Source organism: Caballeronia sp. LjRoot31 (assembly GCF_964253885.1).
In the GTDB taxonomy this organism is placed as follows: Bacteria; Pseudomonadota; Gammaproteobacteria; order Burkholderiales; family Burkholderiaceae; genus Caballeronia.
Genome location: NZ_CAXURX020000001.1, coordinates 1,798,600 through 1,814,878, shown reverse-complemented (window position 1 = coordinate 1,814,878; position 16,279 = coordinate 1,798,600). Strand labels below are relative to the sequence as shown.

Annotated in this window: 14 protein-coding genes; 3 read left to right on the top strand and 11 right to left on the bottom strand. The window is 59.6% G+C overall.

All coding sequences use genetic code 11. The features are described from left to right. Positions 1 to 85: 85 nt before the first annotated feature. The 4 genes from ACSQ8V_RS08015 to ACSQ8V_RS08000 all read right to left on the bottom strand — a co-directional run bounded on the left by ACSQ8V_RS08015 (position 86) and on the right by ACSQ8V_RS08000 (position 3,900). Complete coding sequence (locus ACSQ8V_RS08015) at positions 86 to 931, bottom strand: transporter substrate-binding domain-containing protein (RefSeq protein WP_436181520.1); 846 nt, start codon at positions 929 to 931, stop codon at positions 86 to 88. Between the two features lie 28 nt (positions 932 to 959). After that, positions 960 to 1,931 (bottom strand): ABC transporter substrate-binding protein, encoded by a 972-nt coding sequence (locus ACSQ8V_RS08010; RefSeq protein WP_436206615.1) that lies wholly within the window; start codon positions 1,929 to 1,931, stop codon positions 960 to 962. Positions 1,932 to 2,468: 537 nt separating this feature from the next. Further along, a complete protein-coding gene (locus tag ACSQ8V_RS08005) occupies positions 2,469 to 3,251 on the bottom strand; it encodes a phytochelatin synthase family protein (protein WP_436205393.1) in 783 nt (260 codons plus the stop codon). Between the two features lie 100 nt (positions 3,252 to 3,351). Beyond that, positions 3,352 to 3,900 (bottom strand): glutathione peroxidase, encoded by a 549-nt coding sequence (locus ACSQ8V_RS08000; protein ID WP_436205392.1) that lies wholly within the window; start codon positions 3,898 to 3,900, stop codon positions 3,352 to 3,354. 358 nt (positions 3,901 to 4,258) lie between these two features. Between ACSQ8V_RS08000 and ACSQ8V_RS07995 the strand changes: the two genes are divergently transcribed. Then, on the top strand, positions 4,259 to 4,384 hold the full coding sequence (locus ACSQ8V_RS07995; protein ID WP_436181516.1) for a hypothetical protein: 126 nt from the start codon (positions 4,259 to 4,261) through the stop codon (positions 4,382 to 4,384). 113 nt (positions 4,385 to 4,497) lie between these two features. Here the strand turns inward: ACSQ8V_RS07995 and ACSQ8V_RS07990 are convergent, their stop codons facing one another. Then, entirely contained in the window at positions 4,498 to 5,832 is a 1,335-nt protein-coding gene (locus tag ACSQ8V_RS07990; RefSeq protein ID WP_436205391.1) for an NtaA/DmoA family FMN-dependent monooxygenase, read from the bottom strand. A gap of 500 nt (positions 5,833 to 6,332) precedes the next feature. Between ACSQ8V_RS07990 and ACSQ8V_RS07985 the strand changes: the two genes are divergently transcribed. Together ACSQ8V_RS07985 and ACSQ8V_RS07980 are read left to right on the top strand one after the other, a co-directional pair. Beyond that, entirely contained in the window at positions 6,333 to 7,034 is a 702-nt protein-coding gene (locus ACSQ8V_RS07985) for a riboflavin synthase subunit alpha (RefSeq protein WP_436181513.1), read from the top strand. A 152-nt stretch (positions 7,035 to 7,186) separates the two neighbouring features. Further along, the gene (locus ACSQ8V_RS07980; protein ID WP_436205390.1) at positions 7,187 to 8,194 is read left to right on the top strand and encodes an adenosine kinase; all 1,008 of its coding nucleotides are present in this window, start codon (positions 7,187 to 7,189) and stop codon (positions 8,192 to 8,194) included. A gap of 230 nt (positions 8,195 to 8,424) precedes the next feature. On the opposite strand, the gene ACSQ8V_RS07975 is transcribed toward ACSQ8V_RS07980, so the two are convergent. From ACSQ8V_RS07975 to ACSQ8V_RS07950, 6 genes are all read right to left on the bottom strand, one after another. Beyond that, a complete protein-coding gene (locus tag ACSQ8V_RS07975) occupies positions 8,425 to 9,972 on the bottom strand; it encodes an MFS transporter (protein ID WP_436205389.1) in 1,548 nt (515 codons plus the stop codon). Next, complete coding sequence (locus tag ACSQ8V_RS07970) at positions 9,969 to 10,481, bottom strand: GNAT family N-acetyltransferase (RefSeq protein WP_436181511.1); 513 nt, start codon at positions 10,479 to 10,481, stop codon at positions 9,969 to 9,971. The genes ACSQ8V_RS07975 and ACSQ8V_RS07970 overlap by 4 nt, the downstream gene beginning before the upstream one ends. Before the next feature lie 3 nt (positions 10,482 to 10,484). Then, a complete protein-coding gene (locus ACSQ8V_RS07965) occupies positions 10,485 to 11,846 on the bottom strand; it encodes an LLM class flavin-dependent oxidoreductase (protein ID WP_436181510.1) in 1,362 nt (453 codons plus the stop codon). 60 nt (positions 11,847 to 11,906) lie between these two features. Next, entirely contained in the window at positions 11,907 to 13,157 is a 1,251-nt protein-coding gene (gene argE / locus ACSQ8V_RS07960) for an acetylornithine deacetylase (protein ID WP_436206614.1), read from the bottom strand. 84 nt (positions 13,158 to 13,241) lie between these two features. Continuing rightward, on the bottom strand, positions 13,242 to 13,586 hold the full coding sequence (locus ACSQ8V_RS07955; RefSeq protein ID WP_436181509.1) for a DUF3088 domain-containing protein: 345 nt from the start codon (positions 13,584 to 13,586) through the stop codon (positions 13,242 to 13,244). A 224-nt stretch (positions 13,587 to 13,810) separates the two neighbouring features. Next, positions 13,811 to 16,267 carry a TonB-dependent receptor plug domain-containing protein gene (locus tag ACSQ8V_RS07950; RefSeq protein ID WP_436205388.1) on the bottom strand — a complete coding sequence of 819 codons (2,457 nt, stop codon included), beginning with the start codon at positions 16,265 to 16,267 and terminating at the stop codon, positions 13,811 to 13,813. Between the last annotated feature and the right edge of the window lie 12 nt (positions 16,268 to 16,279).

Genomic DNA, 16,279 nt, shown 5'->3' with positions numbered 1-16,279 from the left:
ACGCTGGCTCTTTTTAGAGCCAGCCGCGCATTCAAGTGGGTCGCATACCTTTTTTGTGGCGCCCAAGCTCGTTCGCCACACTCGGTCAATGACAGTTGACATCGCTCTGCTCCAGTGCGACGTCGAAGCCGATAAGATCCGCTACTTTCTTGCGCGAGTGCTCGGGCAGTTTTTCGCGCCGCCAGGCGCGGACCGCACGATCAAGCCACGCGAGCGTGGCGTCGTTTCCTTCGGAGGCACCCTCTCTTTTAGGAAAGGCGATAAACACTGGATCGCTGGCAAGTTCGGGGAGCGCAGTGTAGTACCGCCATTGCGGCAGCTTCAGGACCGCCGCGAGCGTCTCCTCATCGTCAACAACCGCACTACAGTCGCCTCGCTCAAACGCGAATAACGCTTCGGTCGCCGCGGCGAAGCTTACGATAACGGCCTTTTCCCTCGTGCGCAGCGTTCGCGCGTAGGGGCTGCCGTCGGTTACGCATACGGGCTTGCCGCGCAAACTGGTCCATCCATTCAAGCCCCCTTTGCGCAGCACTAGCGCGCTACCGCTACGCCCGCCGTAAGCCGTGGGTACGTAGGCGATCGACGAATCACGCTCGTAGTGCAAATTTGCGATTGCAACGTCCACCGAACCCGCACGCAGCGCATCACGCGCAATCTCCGGGGTGGCCGGTATCATTTCCACCGGTACGCCCAGGCGACGACCGAGGTCCGAAGCCAAATCAGCGGCGGTAATATCGGGAACTCGCGCCTGCGGATCGACGCGTCCGATCGCGAGTCGCGGCGCGGGACGCCCGGCCACCGCCACGATAAGCAGACGGCGCGCTTGCGCAGCGGCGAAAGGCACAAACGCTTGATTCGCCCTGTCAGGGGCGTGCCATCGCTCGCCCTGCATCGCGCCAAGCGACGCGGCGAAAAAGCCCGCGACCAACATTGCGCAAAGCGCCCAAGTGTGTGTCCGCTCAAGCATGACCGTGCGAACCGTGAGGTGGTGCAGGGCTCTTCGCGTGGCCAAGCAGAGGGTTAAAGGCGTTCGTGTACAGATCCGTGACCCGTAATCCGGCGGTCGAGATACGTCCGTCCTCTCGCAGCACATTCAGGTAGTACTGCAGGGGTGCCTCATCGATCGCCAGGTTTGCCCTATAGTTCGCTGGCCGCACTGCCTCAGAGTCGACGCCAAGCCGCTCAGCGGCCCACCGGCGCGCGTCATCCGGATGGTTACGGCTCCAAGCCGCCGCCTTCGCCAAAGCGCCAATGAAGTCACGCACAGCGAGTGGATGCGCGCGCGAGAACTTACCATTCACGATGTATGGCGCGGAGGTGCTGAGCCCGCCGTCAACGTCCCAGTCGGTCCAAAGCAGACGCAGACGCGAATCAATCAACGCCGATACGGAATACGGAAAATGCACCACTGCAACATCAACGCTGTTAGTCGCAACCGCGTGCGCGGCTCCGTCGTTGGGAACGCGCAACCAGTTTACCGTCGACGGGGAAAGGCCATGCTCGCGCAGGTAATGGCGCATCGCAAGGACGCCGCAACTGCCTTCGTCGTCGAACGTCACGGTCTTGCCTTCCAGATCTTGAACTGTCCGGATTGAGGATTCCCGGCGCACGAAATAAGTCATGTGCGATTCTTCCGGGCTTGATTGCGTGGCATCAGCGATCATTTTAATATCAGCCCCGGCCGCAATCGCCAGAACCTCGAGCGGCGCCATTCGCGTGCCGAAATCCAAGTCGCCGCTTGCGACTAGCGGTACTACCTGCACGGCGCCTACTGGCGAAATGTATCGCGGCTTCGCATGCGTTCCCTGGAAATAGCCCAGATGATCGGCCAGATAAACAAGATCCGGCGATGAGCTTTGCGCATAATTGAACTCGATCACTGCGTCGTTATTGCTCTTAAGGAGACCCAAGTGCAGCACGGAAAAAAGCATCAACACCGCCAACGCTCCAATAATGGCGCACGCGGAAAGGTAACGATGCGACATATGGAAGGCAGGCATACAAGAGGGACTTAGTGGTGGCGCAAAAATTAGTAGACGGATTCGCGCAGAGGGACAGAGAGATTCTTCTTTGCTTACACACGTAATGCACCGTCCGGGACGCGGCAAAGGCGTCTCGCGTCAAAGCGCTTCGTTGCTGCCGGACCCAGAATCAGACTAAAGCAACAAGCCTAAATTATTCATCCTGGATATTATGAGAAGCTAATCACCTATGTAACCAATAATTTCTTCGTTAGTTATCGGAAACGTATCGACCGGATAACGTGGTCTAGCCAGGAGATTGCTGTCACCATTTTTGGTCTGATGCAACCTATCCATAGAATTTAAAAAGCGATTCGGTTCGCGCATTCCAAGACCTGCGGTTCAGCAGCAAGGGGGCGGATGGTGATCGTGGACCGAGTTGAAATCGTCGCGCTCTAGCGGCGATATCAGCTCCAGTGCAAACCAGAGTTCACGCGCTGAAATCGCCTACTGCCTGCCGATGGTCACGATGCCTCGGGAAAGTCCGCTCACGGAGTCCACCGCTTGCGACCCTGCGTACAACTTCGCTATTGGAACCCACACGGCCGGATACTTGTATCGTGCAACATCGAGAACGAGCGCACTATCGCTGGCGACGTCGAACGCTGCGATGGGCGACCAGTGACCGCCGCCCACTTCGCCAATCTCCACACGCCTGAAGTTCAGCAGCACGAAGCGGTCGCTACGACCAGTGGTGTCGAGAATCAAATTGCGAAACTGCGCGAGCGTCAAGTTGGCGGAGTGAAATTTCTCGACGTCAACTGGAAATTCGCTCAAGACCGCGCTGAGCTGATCGAGCGTCATGCCCTCTTTCGCAACTCGATCGGCATTAGCCACGTGTGGATCAACGCCGCGAAAGAAGTCCTCCTGCGAAAAGTAGGGGAAATCAGGGTATTGCGTAGATTCAGGACGGCGGATTCCCAGGGCATTCAGCGCCATTACAGAGGTTGCGACGGAACAGTAGGCCTCATTTCTCTGGGTTTCGAAATACTCTGATAGCGGCCAGTACGACTGGTTGGCGGCAGCAGAGATCAACCGCTTTTGTCCCCCAGCTTGAGTCAGCGCGATGAGGTCAGGCGGAACAGGCAATGGGCCATCGGCTCGATGTATCGCGCTTGGCGCAGCAACGTGGCTCGCGATGGGCGGCAACGGCGCACATGCAGTCAGTGCAAAGGCCAGTGCAACAGTCGGCCACGCAGCGCGACCTGCGCGCCGTAGCGTGAAAAGCATCGTCAGTCCACCTGTGCGAACTCGGCCGGAGCAGTTGATCCAACCGTACACGGCATCGTAACGATGCCTATGCGCTGTTGTGAGAGTGAACGAGCGCGCATCACGCCCGCGCAAGCTCCGCCTGAATGGCATCGAGCAACCGCGCATCCTCTGCTGTAACGTCGGGAGCGAATCGCCCTACTACTTGACCATCACGGTTCACGAGGAATTTCTCGAAATTCCACAACACTTCGGGCACCGGGTTGGGCTCGACCCCGTAACCCTTGAGACGCGCTCGAAAGGGGCCATCGCCAGTAGCATCCGGCTGTGCGGTCGTCAGCGTCCGGTACAACGGGTGCTGGTCCGCGCCAACTACGGATATTTTGGAAAACAACGGAAACTTTACGTCGTAGGTCGTGTTGCAGAACGCCAAGATCTTCGCGTCGCGACCCGGCTCCTGTCCCTTAAAGTTATTTGCAGGGAAACCTAACACCTCCAGCCCCGCTGCCCGCTTATCCTCATACAGCTTCTCCAGGCCTTCGTACTGTGGTGTCAGTCCGCATTTTGAAGCCACGTTCACCACCAGCAATACTTTGCCCTTGAACTGTTCCAGCGTTACCGACGCACCATCAATGGATTTCACTGGAACATCGTAGATCGTTTGGCTCATTGTCTGGCTCGCTTGAAATGAAGGTTCATGGGGTGGTCACACTCTGGGACCATTCGCGACAGTAAGCTTGTATGCCGCCCGCGACCCTCGACAATAGCACCGCCAAAGCACGTCTCTTATCGGCATTTCTGATCCCCTTATACGGCAACTGACTTCAAACGAATATCCTCAGCGTCAGCACGACCGGCATCACGTCAGCTTCGTGCAACCGGTCCGTCGTCTAAGTCATTCTTTATTGGACAAGAACGTCAAAATGGGGTCTGGCAGAAACCGAAAACGGTCGTCTCTCTCGACATTCCTAAGGGGAAATAGCTCGCTGGGCGTATAGCCCTGGCCAGAAATGGTAGACGAGCCGAGAATGAACTCTTTCAGCCGTATTGCAGGGCGGCCCAGCGACAATCATTCGAAAGTGCCCGGACTCACCCAAGTGAAGCTGATCGTGCAACAGCACCTGACCTCGGGCGCGCGACGCCGCGTCCGGTGAGCCGCCGAGTTGGTCAGAGATGGTTCGGGCGTCGGCCATGAATGCGGCGTCGAAGAACATTCCGAGCCTCCTGTCCGGATCGCGAGCGTCAGCGAATAGAGGATCGCGGCAGCTCAACCCCCATTCGCCGCGTGCTGCCCGTCTCCGGCTAAAATCGTTTGCAGCGGAGGCAATTCGAGATTCGACCGTAGATCGCTACCGCAGTAGTCAGTGTCGATCAAATTCCGCTTGCGTAGTTCCGGCAGAAGTCCATTCAGCAGAAGGTCTTCCTGATCCGGCTCACCAAGCCCGTGCAGCGATACTATATCGACCAGCCCCGCGCGATACCGTTCCTCGATTGCATCGGCGAGTCGCTCCGGCGTGCCGGCGACGGACCAGTGGCCGGTATCCTGCGCGCGGATAATCAGCTCGCGCAACGTGAGTCCCCGCAAGACATAAGCACGAAAGATCGCGACACGCCCGCGCCGCCGGTTCACGCTCTCGATCGTGGGTAGCAGAGTCTCGGGCAACGGACGGTCCAGCGATAGACCGGTCAGATCGACTGCTCCACCGAGCATGTCGGCGAGCTTCAACCTGCCCTGCTCGTAGTCGATCCGTTCGTGCTTGTCGCGCAGTCGCCGCGCGACGTCTGCGGGCGATTCGCCGATCACTGAATGAAACGAGTTCATTATGAACGGCAATCGGTTCGCGCGACCGAAGCCAACAGCCTGACGATGCAGTTCGGTTACGAACGCACGCGCGTCGTCGAGTGTCGGCTGCGAGGTGTAGACGACTTCGGCGTAACACGCGCCCAGCGTCACGCCGCTCACCGACTGGCCAGCCTGGAACTGAACCGGCCGCCCTTGCGGTGGTGGCGGCACGTTGAGTGGCCCCTGAACGTGGAAATGCTCGCCTCGATAGTCAATCGCGCCGAGCTTGCGTGGGTCGATCGAGACCGAGCCCGCAGGCGTGCGTCGAGCGGCCGCCGCGTCGTTCGCGTCGAACAGCGCGTTGACAACCTCAACGAACTCCCTCGCACGTGCATAGCGGCGCTCCGGATCGGGTAGCGCGTCATTGCCGAAGTTCTCCTCGCCGACCGACGACGTGACCGCATTCCACGCAGCTCGGCCGCCGCTTACATGGTCGAGCGTGCCGATCAACCGCGCGATGTTGTACGGATGGTGGTAGGTGGTCGATACTGTCGCGACGAGCCCGATGTACGACGTCGCTTGACTCAGCGCAGCGAGCGCGACGATCGGCTCTTGGCTGCCGGTATTGCCAGCTAGCCCAGCGGGGTCGGCCTGCAGCAGGTCGGCCGTAAAGAGGAGGCCCGTGACTTTTTCAGCCTCCGCCTTACGCGCGAGTACCGCTGCGCGGCGGATGCCCTGCGCCACCTCCGCGTCACCGCTCGCATATAACACGCTGCCCGCGCCAACTAGCGTCTTTAATCGTCTGCGCGCGACGCTCATGCTGCGCTCCAGCCATTCAAACCGCACCACGTCGCAAAGGCTGATATCGCGATAACGTCGATATCGAAGCCAGCCCGCCGATCCTTTCGTTCGTGCATAAAGAGTTCCTTTAGATTCGCGAACGATACCGCGACCCACCCCGCTGGCCAGAACAATATTTTCGGCTTTCCATATTCTTCTTCATTGCTTGACCGCTCGATGCTCAACGAAAAATAATTCCCGGGCCCCGAATTGAATTGTCGATTTCGATTTATCCGTCCTATATTCGATTTCGAAGCAATGACATTTCAAGCCAACCAGCCAGGGCGGAATGCGGCGAACTTCACCGTCAGGCTGAGCGTGTTGGACAACATCAAATTCGCGTTCGGCGGAAATTCGTCTTGCACGCTGGTTCGTAGAAGCGTGGTCGCCTTCGGCTTGACCAACGCCATCCGACGTTTTTCACTCTATAACCCGGCAAGAAAATGACCAGGTGCTGGACTCGCCACATCAGGAGCTTTATGTTCACAGGTATTGTTCATGGCACTGCCTCTCTTTCAGAAATTTCTGACTATCAAGGATTACGCACGTTCACCATTGATTTTTCGCCAGGATTTTGCCGCGATCTGGTAGTGGGCGCGAGCGTCTCCGTCGATGGCGTATGCCTTACCGTGACGGAAATCGTGTCTTCCGATGTTGCTCGATTCGACGTGATCCTTCAGAGTCTGTCGATTACGGCTCTCGGAGGTTACGGCGTGGGAGCCACTGTGAACGTTGAGCGCGCTGCGAAGGACGGTGCAGAAATCGGCGGCCACCCGATTTCCGGACATATCGACTTTTCAGCGCCGATCATCGCGGTGCAAGCCTCCGAAAATAATCGTTTGCTTCGCATAGCTATTCCGGCTCAATTTCGCAAATATGTTTTTGCCAAGGGCTATATTGCGATTAACGGAGCCAGCCTGACCGTCTCCGAAGTAAACCGGAATGAAGGCTGGTTCGAGGTGTGGCTGATTCCCGAAACCAGGCGTGTGACGGTATTCGAGCAAAAGCAGGCCGGCAACATACTCAATATGGAAATCGAGCGTGGTACGCAGGTCGTGGTCGATACCATACGAGAGGCGGTGGAATCAAGTCTGGGCAAGCTAAAGCCCGTGCTTGATGCTGTCCTCCGAGAACGTGGATTAAACCTTGAAGATTTCATATATCCACCAGCCTTGAAATGAGTGTGTCCACGGGTGCACTTTTGCTTGATCGTGCGTTGATAAGCGAAAGTGCCCGATCGCGAGGAATATCGCATCGCCAGCAAAAACCAGCAAGGCTTTCGGTGGATAGCTCACTAAGCTGACGCCTTACTTTCGAGTACGCACCGTTTTCTATGAAACACTACGACCTCTACGCCATCGGCAACGCCTTGGTAGACTCCGAATACGAAGTAAGCGACGCTCAGCTCAAGGCCTTGCGCGCGGAGAAAGGCCATATGTCGCTGATCGACGCGGACCGGCGCGCCGAACTGCTGCATGACCTGCGCCGCATCACTGCGCGCCGCAGCGGTGGCGGATCGGCCGGTAACACCGCGGTTGCACTATCGCAAATGGGCGGTCGGGCGTTTTACGCGTGCCGCGTGGCTGACGACGAGCTGGGCGAGTTCTACAGGCGAGATCTGGCTGCCAACGGCGTCGCAACCAATTTGACTCACACACCGTCCGCAGCGGGCATCACCGGCACCTGCATCGTATTGATCACACCCGATGCAGAACGAAGCATGAGCACTTTTCTCGGCGCGACAGCCGAGCTGGATGCAACGGCACTGCACGAGCAGGACATCGTGAGCTCCAGTGTCTATTACATGGAAGGGTATCTGGCCGCTTCGCCCACCGGACTGCAGGCTGCGCTCCAAGGCCGTCAGATAGCGCGGGATGCCGGCCTCAAGCTGGCCACCACACTCAGCGACGTGAGCATGATCAATTTTTGCCGGGAAGGCCTCGCCGCCATGGTCGGCGAGCAGCTCGACTATCTGTTCTGCAACGAAGAGGAGGCTCAGGCCTGGTGCGGGACGCAGGATCCGGCTCTGATATATCGCGAGATCAGCCAACTGGCTCGCGCGGTCTGCCTGACCTGTGGCGCGCAAGGTTGTGTGCTGCTGGAACGCCACCAGCAAACATCCGTGCCAGCGGACGAGGTAAAGGCGATCGACACCAATGGCGCCGGTGACATGTTTGCCGGCGCATTCCTCTATGCCGTGACACATGGCTACAGCCACATCGAGGCGGCGAGGCTGGCGAATCAGGCCGCCGCTCAGATAGTCCTTCAATATGGCAATCGTTTAACGCGAGGCAGGACACTGGCAATCAAAGCCCACTTCGAGCGGAGCACAAATCTCTGATGTCTCTGATCCACGCGAATCGCCATATCGATACGGCACACGTTGCGTCGAAGCAAAATGATTCGACGCACACGACCGAGGTTGACGTTTATTCACAAGCAACCCTGATCGACGCTGACTGCCGGCAGTGAAGACCGTCATCAGCGCGACTCATAGGCGCGGGCGAGGTCGGTCTCACGCGTTCAGATCGCTGAAGGACCGGGCTTTGAACAACAGTCCTGGCCAACCTCCTATGGCTCACTGACATCCAGAGTGCCACCCAACGTGTGCCCGGGCAGCGCCGCCGGGACAGTCGAGCCGCCGGATCGACCTTCATCGGGCGGAATCGCCAAACGCCGGCGCAGCGTATCGGCCAGAGCAGCGAGCAGCGCCCCTCCAGTGAGGGCGAGAACCAGAATCAGCGCGGCCACGAACGCCGAACGATAAGACGTCAAACTGGCTCCGCTGCTCAGCTTCACGAGAAAGATGCCCGCCCCCCACGACATCCCGATCGAGCAGGCCAGACGCTGGGACAACTGCAGAAATCCAGCCGCGAGTCCACGCCCCTCGCCCTCGCCTGCCTCGGCTAGCGTCATCACCTGGTTCGGTGCGTGGATCAGGCCGCTCGCGCCCCCTTGCAGAAGCCCGATGACCGGATAGGCGAAGAGTATTCCCGCTACCGGCAGCAGCAGGATCGCCACGGCCTCCAATGCAACCAGGACGGCAAAGATGGCGATGACGGATGCGACGCCGGCGCGGCCGAAACGGCTGACGAAACGCCAGCTCCTGGCGGACGACACCAGCATGCCCAGCGCTGAAGACACCGACAGGGCCGCAAACAGCAAAGGCCCTATTCGCAGGCCATCAAGAAAAAATAGCGCGCTGACGATGCCTAACGTAAGACCAGAGGCGAACTGGAACATGGCCACCACGGAGCCCAGCACGTAGCCAGGCGAACGAATGAGGCCGCGCGCGAGAATCGGTGAACCGCCGCGACGCTGGTAGTACACCTCCCAGCAGACAAACAACGGCACGCCAGCCGCAGCGGCGCCGAGATAGGCTCGGGCCGGAATGGAGCCTGTGCTGCCGACCAGGGTGGCGAGCATCAACGCCAGCGTGATGACACTTAGCAATGCCAGCCCGCCTGGATCCAGGGAGAACCGGCCGGGCTGCGGCCGGCTCCCGGGCAAGTGCCGCAACGCGAGGAAGAAGACGACAGCGCCAAACGGAACATTGATCAAAAACAGCAGGCGCCAGCCGATATCTGGCGGTGCAAATGCGAGCACCAGCCCGCCAAGCAGAGGCCCGACGGCGCCGGACATCCCGCCGGCCGAAGCGTAGCGGCCAAGTGCTTTCGCGCGGCTTTCACCCTGGAACAGGTCCTGAATCAGCCCCAGCACCTGCGTGTTGATGATGCCCGCTCCCAGCCCCTGCAGCAGCCGCGCCGCGATGACCGTTTGCGCGCTCCAGGCTAGGCCGCCGAGCACACTGAAACCGGCAAACATCGACAACCCGATCAGGAACAGCAATCTGCGGCCGATGATATCGCCCAAGCGCCCGGCCGGGACCAGCGCTACGCCAAAGGCCACCGAGTAGATCGATATGATCAGTTGCAGCTGGGACACGGACGCATGGAGACCATCGCGTAGCCGGGGAACGGCCAGTGCGAAGATTGCCTGGTCGAGCAGCGTAGTGAAGCCCATCGCGACGCAGATGCCGAGAACGACGCTTGCATTGCCGCCGGACTGCGCAGGTGTCTTAACGCCCGTCTTGTGCAATTGCCGATGCGGTAGCCTCACGACAACTGTTTCTCGAACAGGAAGCCCGGCGGCTCCTCCTCACCGAAGTCGTGCGCCGACAGCAACGTATAGCCGCTGGTCTGGTAGAGCGCAATGGCCTCGGGCTGACGCGGACCGGTACCGAGGAACACCCGTGTGTACCCCAGGCGTAAAGCCTGCGCCTCGAGTTCGGCCAGCACGCGCCGCGCAAGGCCTTGACGGCGATGGTTGCGGCTGGCCCAGATGCGCTTGAACTCAGTGGTGCCAGGATCGGAATGTTTCATGAGTGCGCCTCCCGCTATTGCTTGCCCGTCTCGCAGCAGCAACAGGAAGGCGCCATGCGGCGCAGCAAACGCCTCGGGGGGATAGCGTCGCAATTCGTTTTCGATCTCGCCCGGCTTGATAAACCCTTCGTAACGGCTACTGTATTCGAAGATCAGTTCATCGAACAAAGGGCGAGCCAATGGATCGTGAACCGAAACATAGGCGAAGCGCTCATCCTGCCCGGTTGACGGGTATGTGGCTGCCATCTCTTACCCCTGTGCCTGCGCGTAGCGATTCGCGGGATACGGCAAGCCCAGGTGTTCCCGTAGCGTACTGCCCTGATAGTCCGTGCGATAAAGACCGCGCTTCTGCAAGATAGGCACCACCTGGTCGACAAACTCGTCGAATGCGCCTGGCGTGCCCCCCATGATGACGAATCCGTCCGCGGCGCGAGACTCGAACCACTCCTGCAAACCGTCTGCCACCACCTCGGGCGTGCCGATAAAGCGCGGTCGCGGTGCGGCCGACTCCAGCGCGACCTGACGCAGCGTCAAGCCGCGCTCGCGGGCTTTACGCTTGATGCCGTCGGTCCCGCTACGAAAGCTGTTACTACCGAGCTCGCCAATGTCGGGAAACGCTTCGTCCAACGGATACTGGCTGAAGTCGTGGTGCTCGAAGAAGCGGCCGAGATGATCCAGTGCGCTGTCGATGGTGATCAGCTCCAGTGTTTCCTGATAGCGGCGCTCCGCCTCTTGCGCGCTATCGCCCAGGATCACACCCACCCCTTGAAATATCTTCAGCTCGTGTGCGCCCCGGCCAATGCCGTCCGGCTCGTGCTTCAATTCGGCGTAAAACGTCTGGGCCTCGGCGAGCGTCTCATGATGCGTAAATACAGCATCGGCGTGAGCAGCGGCGAGGTGCTTGCCATCCTCCGAGGCGCCCGCCTGGAACAGGATTGGCCGCCCCTGCGGAGTGCGCCCGACATTGAGCGGGCCCTCCACCGAGAAGTACTTGCCCTTATGGTCCAGCGTATGCAGTTTGGCCGGGTCGAAGAAGGCGCCGCTGGCACGGTCACGGATGAACGCGCCCTCCTCCCATGAATCCCACAAGCCCTTCGCGACGTCGAGATACTCAGCCGCAATGCGATAGCGTTCGCCATGTTCCGGATGGCTCTCTCGCGAGAAGTTGCGTGCCGAGCCCTCCAGCGGCGAAGTCACGACATTCCAGCCGGCACGGCCGCCGCTGAGGTGGTCGAGGCTCGCGAACTGGCGCGCCACGGTGAACGGCTCGCTGTAAGACGTGGACAACGTGCCGACAAGGCCGATCCGTTCAGTGATCGCGGCTAGCACCGACAAGAGGGTGAGCGGTTCAAAGCGGTTGAGGAAGTGCGGAACCGACTTCGCATTGATGTGAAGTCCATCGGCGACGAACACGAAGTCGAACTTGCCGGCTTCGGCCTTGCGCGCCACGTCCTTGACGAAGTCGGGGTTGATGCTTGCATCGATGACCGCATCGGGATGCCGCCAGCCGGCGTAGTGGCCGCCGGGCCCCCCAATAACAGCACCGAGGTGAATCTGCCGTGAGGCAACGGAAGCGGAGGTCGCCCGGTTCGCTTGATGCACTTGATTCATAAGGTAGTCACCTGACATTGACGAAAGAGGTGCGAGTCTGTAACGACGGCGGCACGCCGGTCATGGAGCGGATCGTCCGCCTTCCATATGCGCATCGACGCCATACGGCTCCTTCAGACTGCCAATGAGCCGTCGCACGAAACGCTCGCAGCTCGCCAGTTGCCCGAGCTCGACATACTCGTTGGCGCGATGCGCCTGCTCGATGTAACCCGGCCCGCATACGATGGTCGGAATGCCTGCCTGGGCGAACAGCCCGGCTTCGGTGCCGTACGCAACCTTGCGCTTCTGCCGGTCATCCGTGAGTGCGCGCACAAGCTGCGTGATCGCAGCCTCTTCGGAGGCGTCCAGCCCCGGCGACGACGACATCTGCCGGAACTCGATCGCGGCGTCCGGATGCTCGCGGCGCATTGCCGGCAGCAGCGTATCGCGCGCATAAGATTCGATCCGGGCGATGATCTGTTGCGGCTCGAGCGCCGGAAGATTGCGGAACTCGAATGAAAAGCGGCATTCGGCCGGCACCGTGTTGATCGCGTTGCCCCCTTCGATCAGGCTTGTCTGCGCGGTCGTGAAGGGCACGTCGAACAACTCATCGAACGGTCCTTGCGCGCGGAACTGATCGGCGATGTCCCGGATGTGGCAGATCAGCCGCGCCGCGTATTCGATCGCGTTCAGCCCATTGGGCGTCAGTGACGAATGGGCGGCGTGGCCGCGCACGCAACACTGGTAGGTATTGATGCCCTTGTGCGCGATCACCGTGCGCATGCCGGTGGGCTCACCAACAATACAGCCTGCCGGACGCAGGCCACGCCTTTTCAGATCGGCAACCATGTACGGGGCACCAACGCAGCCAATTTCCTCGTCGTACGACAGCGCGAAGTGCACCGGTTGCAGGAGCTTCCCGTCGAGCATCTCCGGCAGCAGCGCAAGCGTGCTGCCGATGAAACCCTTCATGTCGCAGGTGCCCCGGCCATAGAGCCGGCCGTCGCGGATCTCGGGCTGAAACGGATCGCTGTCCCACTGCTGGCCCACGACCGGCACCACGTCGGTATGGCCCGAAAGCACGATCCCGCCATCGGTCGAACCGTCGTGTGCCGGTACGGTAGCGAACAGATTTGCCCAACCGTCGCGCTGGTCGTGTATGAGCGTCGCGTCAATACCATGGCGCCTCAGTTCATCGCGTACCGTTTCGATCAAACCGAGGTTCGGCAAGCGGCTTGTCGTATCGATCGATACGAGAGTGCGGATCCAGTCAAGGGTAGTCTGCCCGGGCTGCCCACTGGTTGGAATATAGGCCGTATCCAGGGTGGACATCATTACCTCCTGGAAATAATGAGAGTGATCAACATAGTTGCGCGCACCGCAAACTAGCACGGCGCGTCAACAGATTTAATGGATTTAATGGACCTTCGGGAAGCCGTGCCGCTCGGCCAGCAACGCAAGAATCCGCTTCGTATCGGTGACGAAGTGCTTGTCGCCGAGTGTCTGAGCGTCGTCGGGTATGGGATACTCGTTACCTAGCACGAGTACCGGCAGCCCCTGATGCTCATCGTCGAGAGCCGCGATCACGTCGCGCCTGGGCCGCAAAAACGGAATGTGCTTCACGTCTAGCCGCACAACGCGGGCGTGGTCGCTCGCGAGCAACCCTTCGATCGCCACGCCATGTGGGCAGACAAAACGCTCGCCCGGGTGAGCGGGATCGGCGAAGCCCGGTTCCAGCAACAGCAGTAAATCTCGGCTCATGGTGAACAATCCTCCTGTAGTCTGGTCAGAGAAGCAAAAGATTCTCCCGGTCCTGTACCGGAATAGCCACGAAGAAATTGATCCAGGAATATGAATGGTTCTGATAAGCGACTACGAGAGCTGACGGAGCCCGCCCTGCGGCGCAGCGGCCATGAACCTGCGTCGCGTACGGAACATGTTTCCTGTGACCAGCTAAAATGCCCAGATTTCCTGGTCAAACGGCACTAGAACAGGTACTTCGCGCGCAGGTAGTAGAAGCCACCGTCCATACCAATCGCGGACGTCGTGGGATCGATATCAGCCCCTGCATATTGAGCAGCCAGGGGCAACTTGTTGGGATATTCATTGAACAGATTCTTCGCGCCTACCGCCACCTCGAAGTGCTTCGTTACTTCGAAACGAGTCTCAAGGTCAGTGGTGTATTCCACTTTGTTTTTGAACGGTATGAATACGGAGACCGAGCCTGCATTAGGGCCGGTACTATAGGACTCCTCCGCCGACGTGGTACCGAAGCGCGTTTCATGCAGAGATACTCCCCACTTGCCCCAATTCCAAATGCCGCCAATAATGATCTTGCTCTTCGGTGTCCCACTCGTCAGGTAATCGATCTGCTTGGCATTCAGGAGCGGCTGGCCGTTGGCTCCCGCAGCGAGATGCGTCAACGACGTGTTGTTGAAGTTGACACCCACGTCCCAATCAATCGTGCCATATTGCCCGATGTATGTATGGTAGGTCGCCGCCAGATCGACGCCATCGGTGCGAGTATTCGCACCGTTAGTGAAATAGCTGGCCGAAATAGCTGAAGCCGGGATGCCCAGCGGGGTTGAGAATCCCGCCAGGCCGATGGCGTTGATTGCTGCCTGGCCCGCCTGCGAACCGCCCTCGACAATACGATTACGGATATCAATTTCATAGGCATCGACCGTCACGTTGATATCGCGCGTCGGAGTCAACACGAGACCCAAGTTGTAGCTGGTCGACTTCTCGGGCTTCAGGGGCTGCGCACCGAGCGATCTTGCCGCGGCCGAATTCGCAGCCAGCAATGCGAACGCCGAAGTCGGCGTCGGGCTAATCGTTGTGTAGTATTCCTCTGCGAGCGTGGGTGCACGGAACCCGGTGCCAACACTACCGCGCAGCGCGAGCCATGGAGTGAAATCGTAACGGGTCGAGATCTTGCCGTTCGTCGTATCACCCACGTCGCTATAGTGCTCGAAACGTCCTGCCAGATCGACTTGCCATTGTTGCGTGATCTTGGTCGCCAGATCGATATAGGTGGCGAGTACGTCGCGCGTATTGTTGCTCGCGCTCGCGGCGGTCAAACCAACCAACGCCGGCGTGCCTCCGTACAGATACGCATCCGGCTCGCCCGCGCCGACCGAATAGCCCTCGGTGCGCTGCTCAAAGCCGAACGACACGGTGACGGGTGCCGGTAATAGGGGAACATTGAACGGCCGCGTGAAATCAAGGTTATTGGTCCACTCGGTGTTCTGCTGATTGCCGATGTAAAAGTTGGTCGGCGTCTGGCCCGTTGCCTGATATAAGCCTAGATTCTCCGACGTCGCCTGGCTGAAATGAGCGTAGTCGCCGCCGTAGGTCGTACTCAAATCCCACTTCCAGCCCAGCAGGTTGTCGCCCTTAGCACCGGCCGTGACCGAGAAATCGTTTTCGTTAAGCAGGTCTTGCGGTATGAACCCGCCCGGATAAACTGCAGGCAAGACGCCGGAGCCCCGGATCGACTGATAGCTGGCCGCGTCCTTGTGGGCATAGGTACCGAATCCGTAAAGTTCTACATTGTCACCAAGGTAATAACCGGCGTTGAAGCCGACAACCTCACGCGTACTCGCCGGATCGCCAAAATAGATGTTGCTGACCGACCCGGCGAGCGCTCCGGTGTGAGCATACTGAGAGGTCCGGTCCGTATGATTCTCATGCGACACTTCTGCGCTCAGATCCAGGAACCCGCCCGGTCCGAGGGCAAGTCCGTAATGGGCGGACTCGTCTTGATGGAGACCGTCGCCCTGATAGGTTTGCCCGGTCGACGTTTCGATAGAACCACCCTTGGTGTCCGACTTGAGAATAATGTTAATCACCCCCGCGATCGCATCGGAACCATACTGTGCGGCGGCACCATCACGCAGGATTTCCACATGGTCGACAGCACTCACGGGAATCAGGTCGATGTCGACTCCCGTGGAACCTTGCTGCGGGCCGGGGTTAAGGGAAATAGTCGCGGTCGAATGCCGGCGCTTGCCGTTCACGAGTACCAGCACCTGGTCAGGCGTCAGGCCATGTAACGTAAGTACGTCGACCAGAGCGGCTTGCGCGCCACCCATGGCCTGACGCTGGATTGCCGGCGACAGGGAAACCAGTGCGTCGCGCAGATCAGTCTGGCCAGTGCTCTGCAACTGCTCGGCCGTAATCACATTCACCGGTGTCAGACTCTTGGATGCCTTCGTCGCTGTACGCGTTCCCGTCACCACTACCCGATCCTGAACCTGCACGCCATCCTGCTCGCGCGATTGCTGCGCAGTACTAGCCGGCTGCGCCACAGACGGCCCGGCCTCGCTCTGCGCGTAGGCGGCACCGCTGCACGCGTAGGTGGCGACCGCCAGCGAAATTGTCTTGCGCCGCCAACCCGCAATAGGCCCACAACCCAGCCTTGCTGAACGTCTTCCATGCATAATTATCGACCC

Coding starts and splice junctions, on each gene's coding strand:
- ACSQ8V_RS08000 (WP_436205392.1), bottom strand. CDS start 3,900: ATGAGCCAAACGATCTACGATGTTCCAGTGAAATCCATTGATGGTGCG.
- ACSQ8V_RS07990 (WP_436205391.1), bottom strand. CDS start 5,832: ATGAGCGTCGCGCGCAGACGATTAAAGACGCTAGTTGGCGCGGGCAGC.
- ACSQ8V_RS08005 (WP_436205393.1), bottom strand. CDS start 3,251: ATGCTTTTCACGCTACGGCGCGCAGGTCGCGCTGCGTGGCCGACTGTT.
- ACSQ8V_RS08015 (WP_436181520.1), bottom strand. CDS start 931: ATGTTGGTCGCGGGCTTTTTCGCCGCGTCGCTTGGCGCGATGCAGGGC.
- ACSQ8V_RS07985 (WP_436181513.1), top strand. CDS start 6,333: ATGTTCACAGGTATTGTTCATGGCACTGCCTCTCTTTCAGAAATTTCT.
- ACSQ8V_RS07995 (WP_436181516.1), top strand. CDS start 4,259: ATGAACTCTTTCAGCCGTATTGCAGGGCGGCCCAGCGACAATCATTCG.
- ACSQ8V_RS07970 (WP_436181511.1), bottom strand. CDS start 10,481: ATGGCAGCCACATACCCGTCAACCGGGCAGGATGAGCGCTTCGCCTAT.
- ACSQ8V_RS07965 (WP_436181510.1), bottom strand. CDS start 11,846: ATGAATCAAGTGCATCAAGCGAACCGGGCGACCTCCGCTTCCGTTGCC.
- argE (WP_436206614.1), bottom strand. CDS start 13,157: ATGTCCACCCTGGATACGGCCTATATTCCAACCAGTGGGCAGCCCGGG.
- ACSQ8V_RS08010 (WP_436206615.1), bottom strand. CDS start 1,931: ATGCTTTTTTCCGTGCTGCACTTGGGTCTCCTTAAGAGCAATAACGAC.
- ACSQ8V_RS07955 (WP_436181509.1), bottom strand. CDS start 13,586: ATGAGCCGAGATTTACTGCTGTTGCTGGAACCGGGCTTCGCCGATCCC.
- ACSQ8V_RS07980 (WP_436205390.1), top strand. CDS start 7,187: ATGAAACACTACGACCTCTACGCCATCGGCAACGCCTTGGTAGACTCC.
- ACSQ8V_RS07950 (WP_436205388.1), bottom strand. CDS start 16,267: ATGCATGGAAGACGTTCAGCAAGGCTGGGTTGTGGGCCTATTGCGGGT.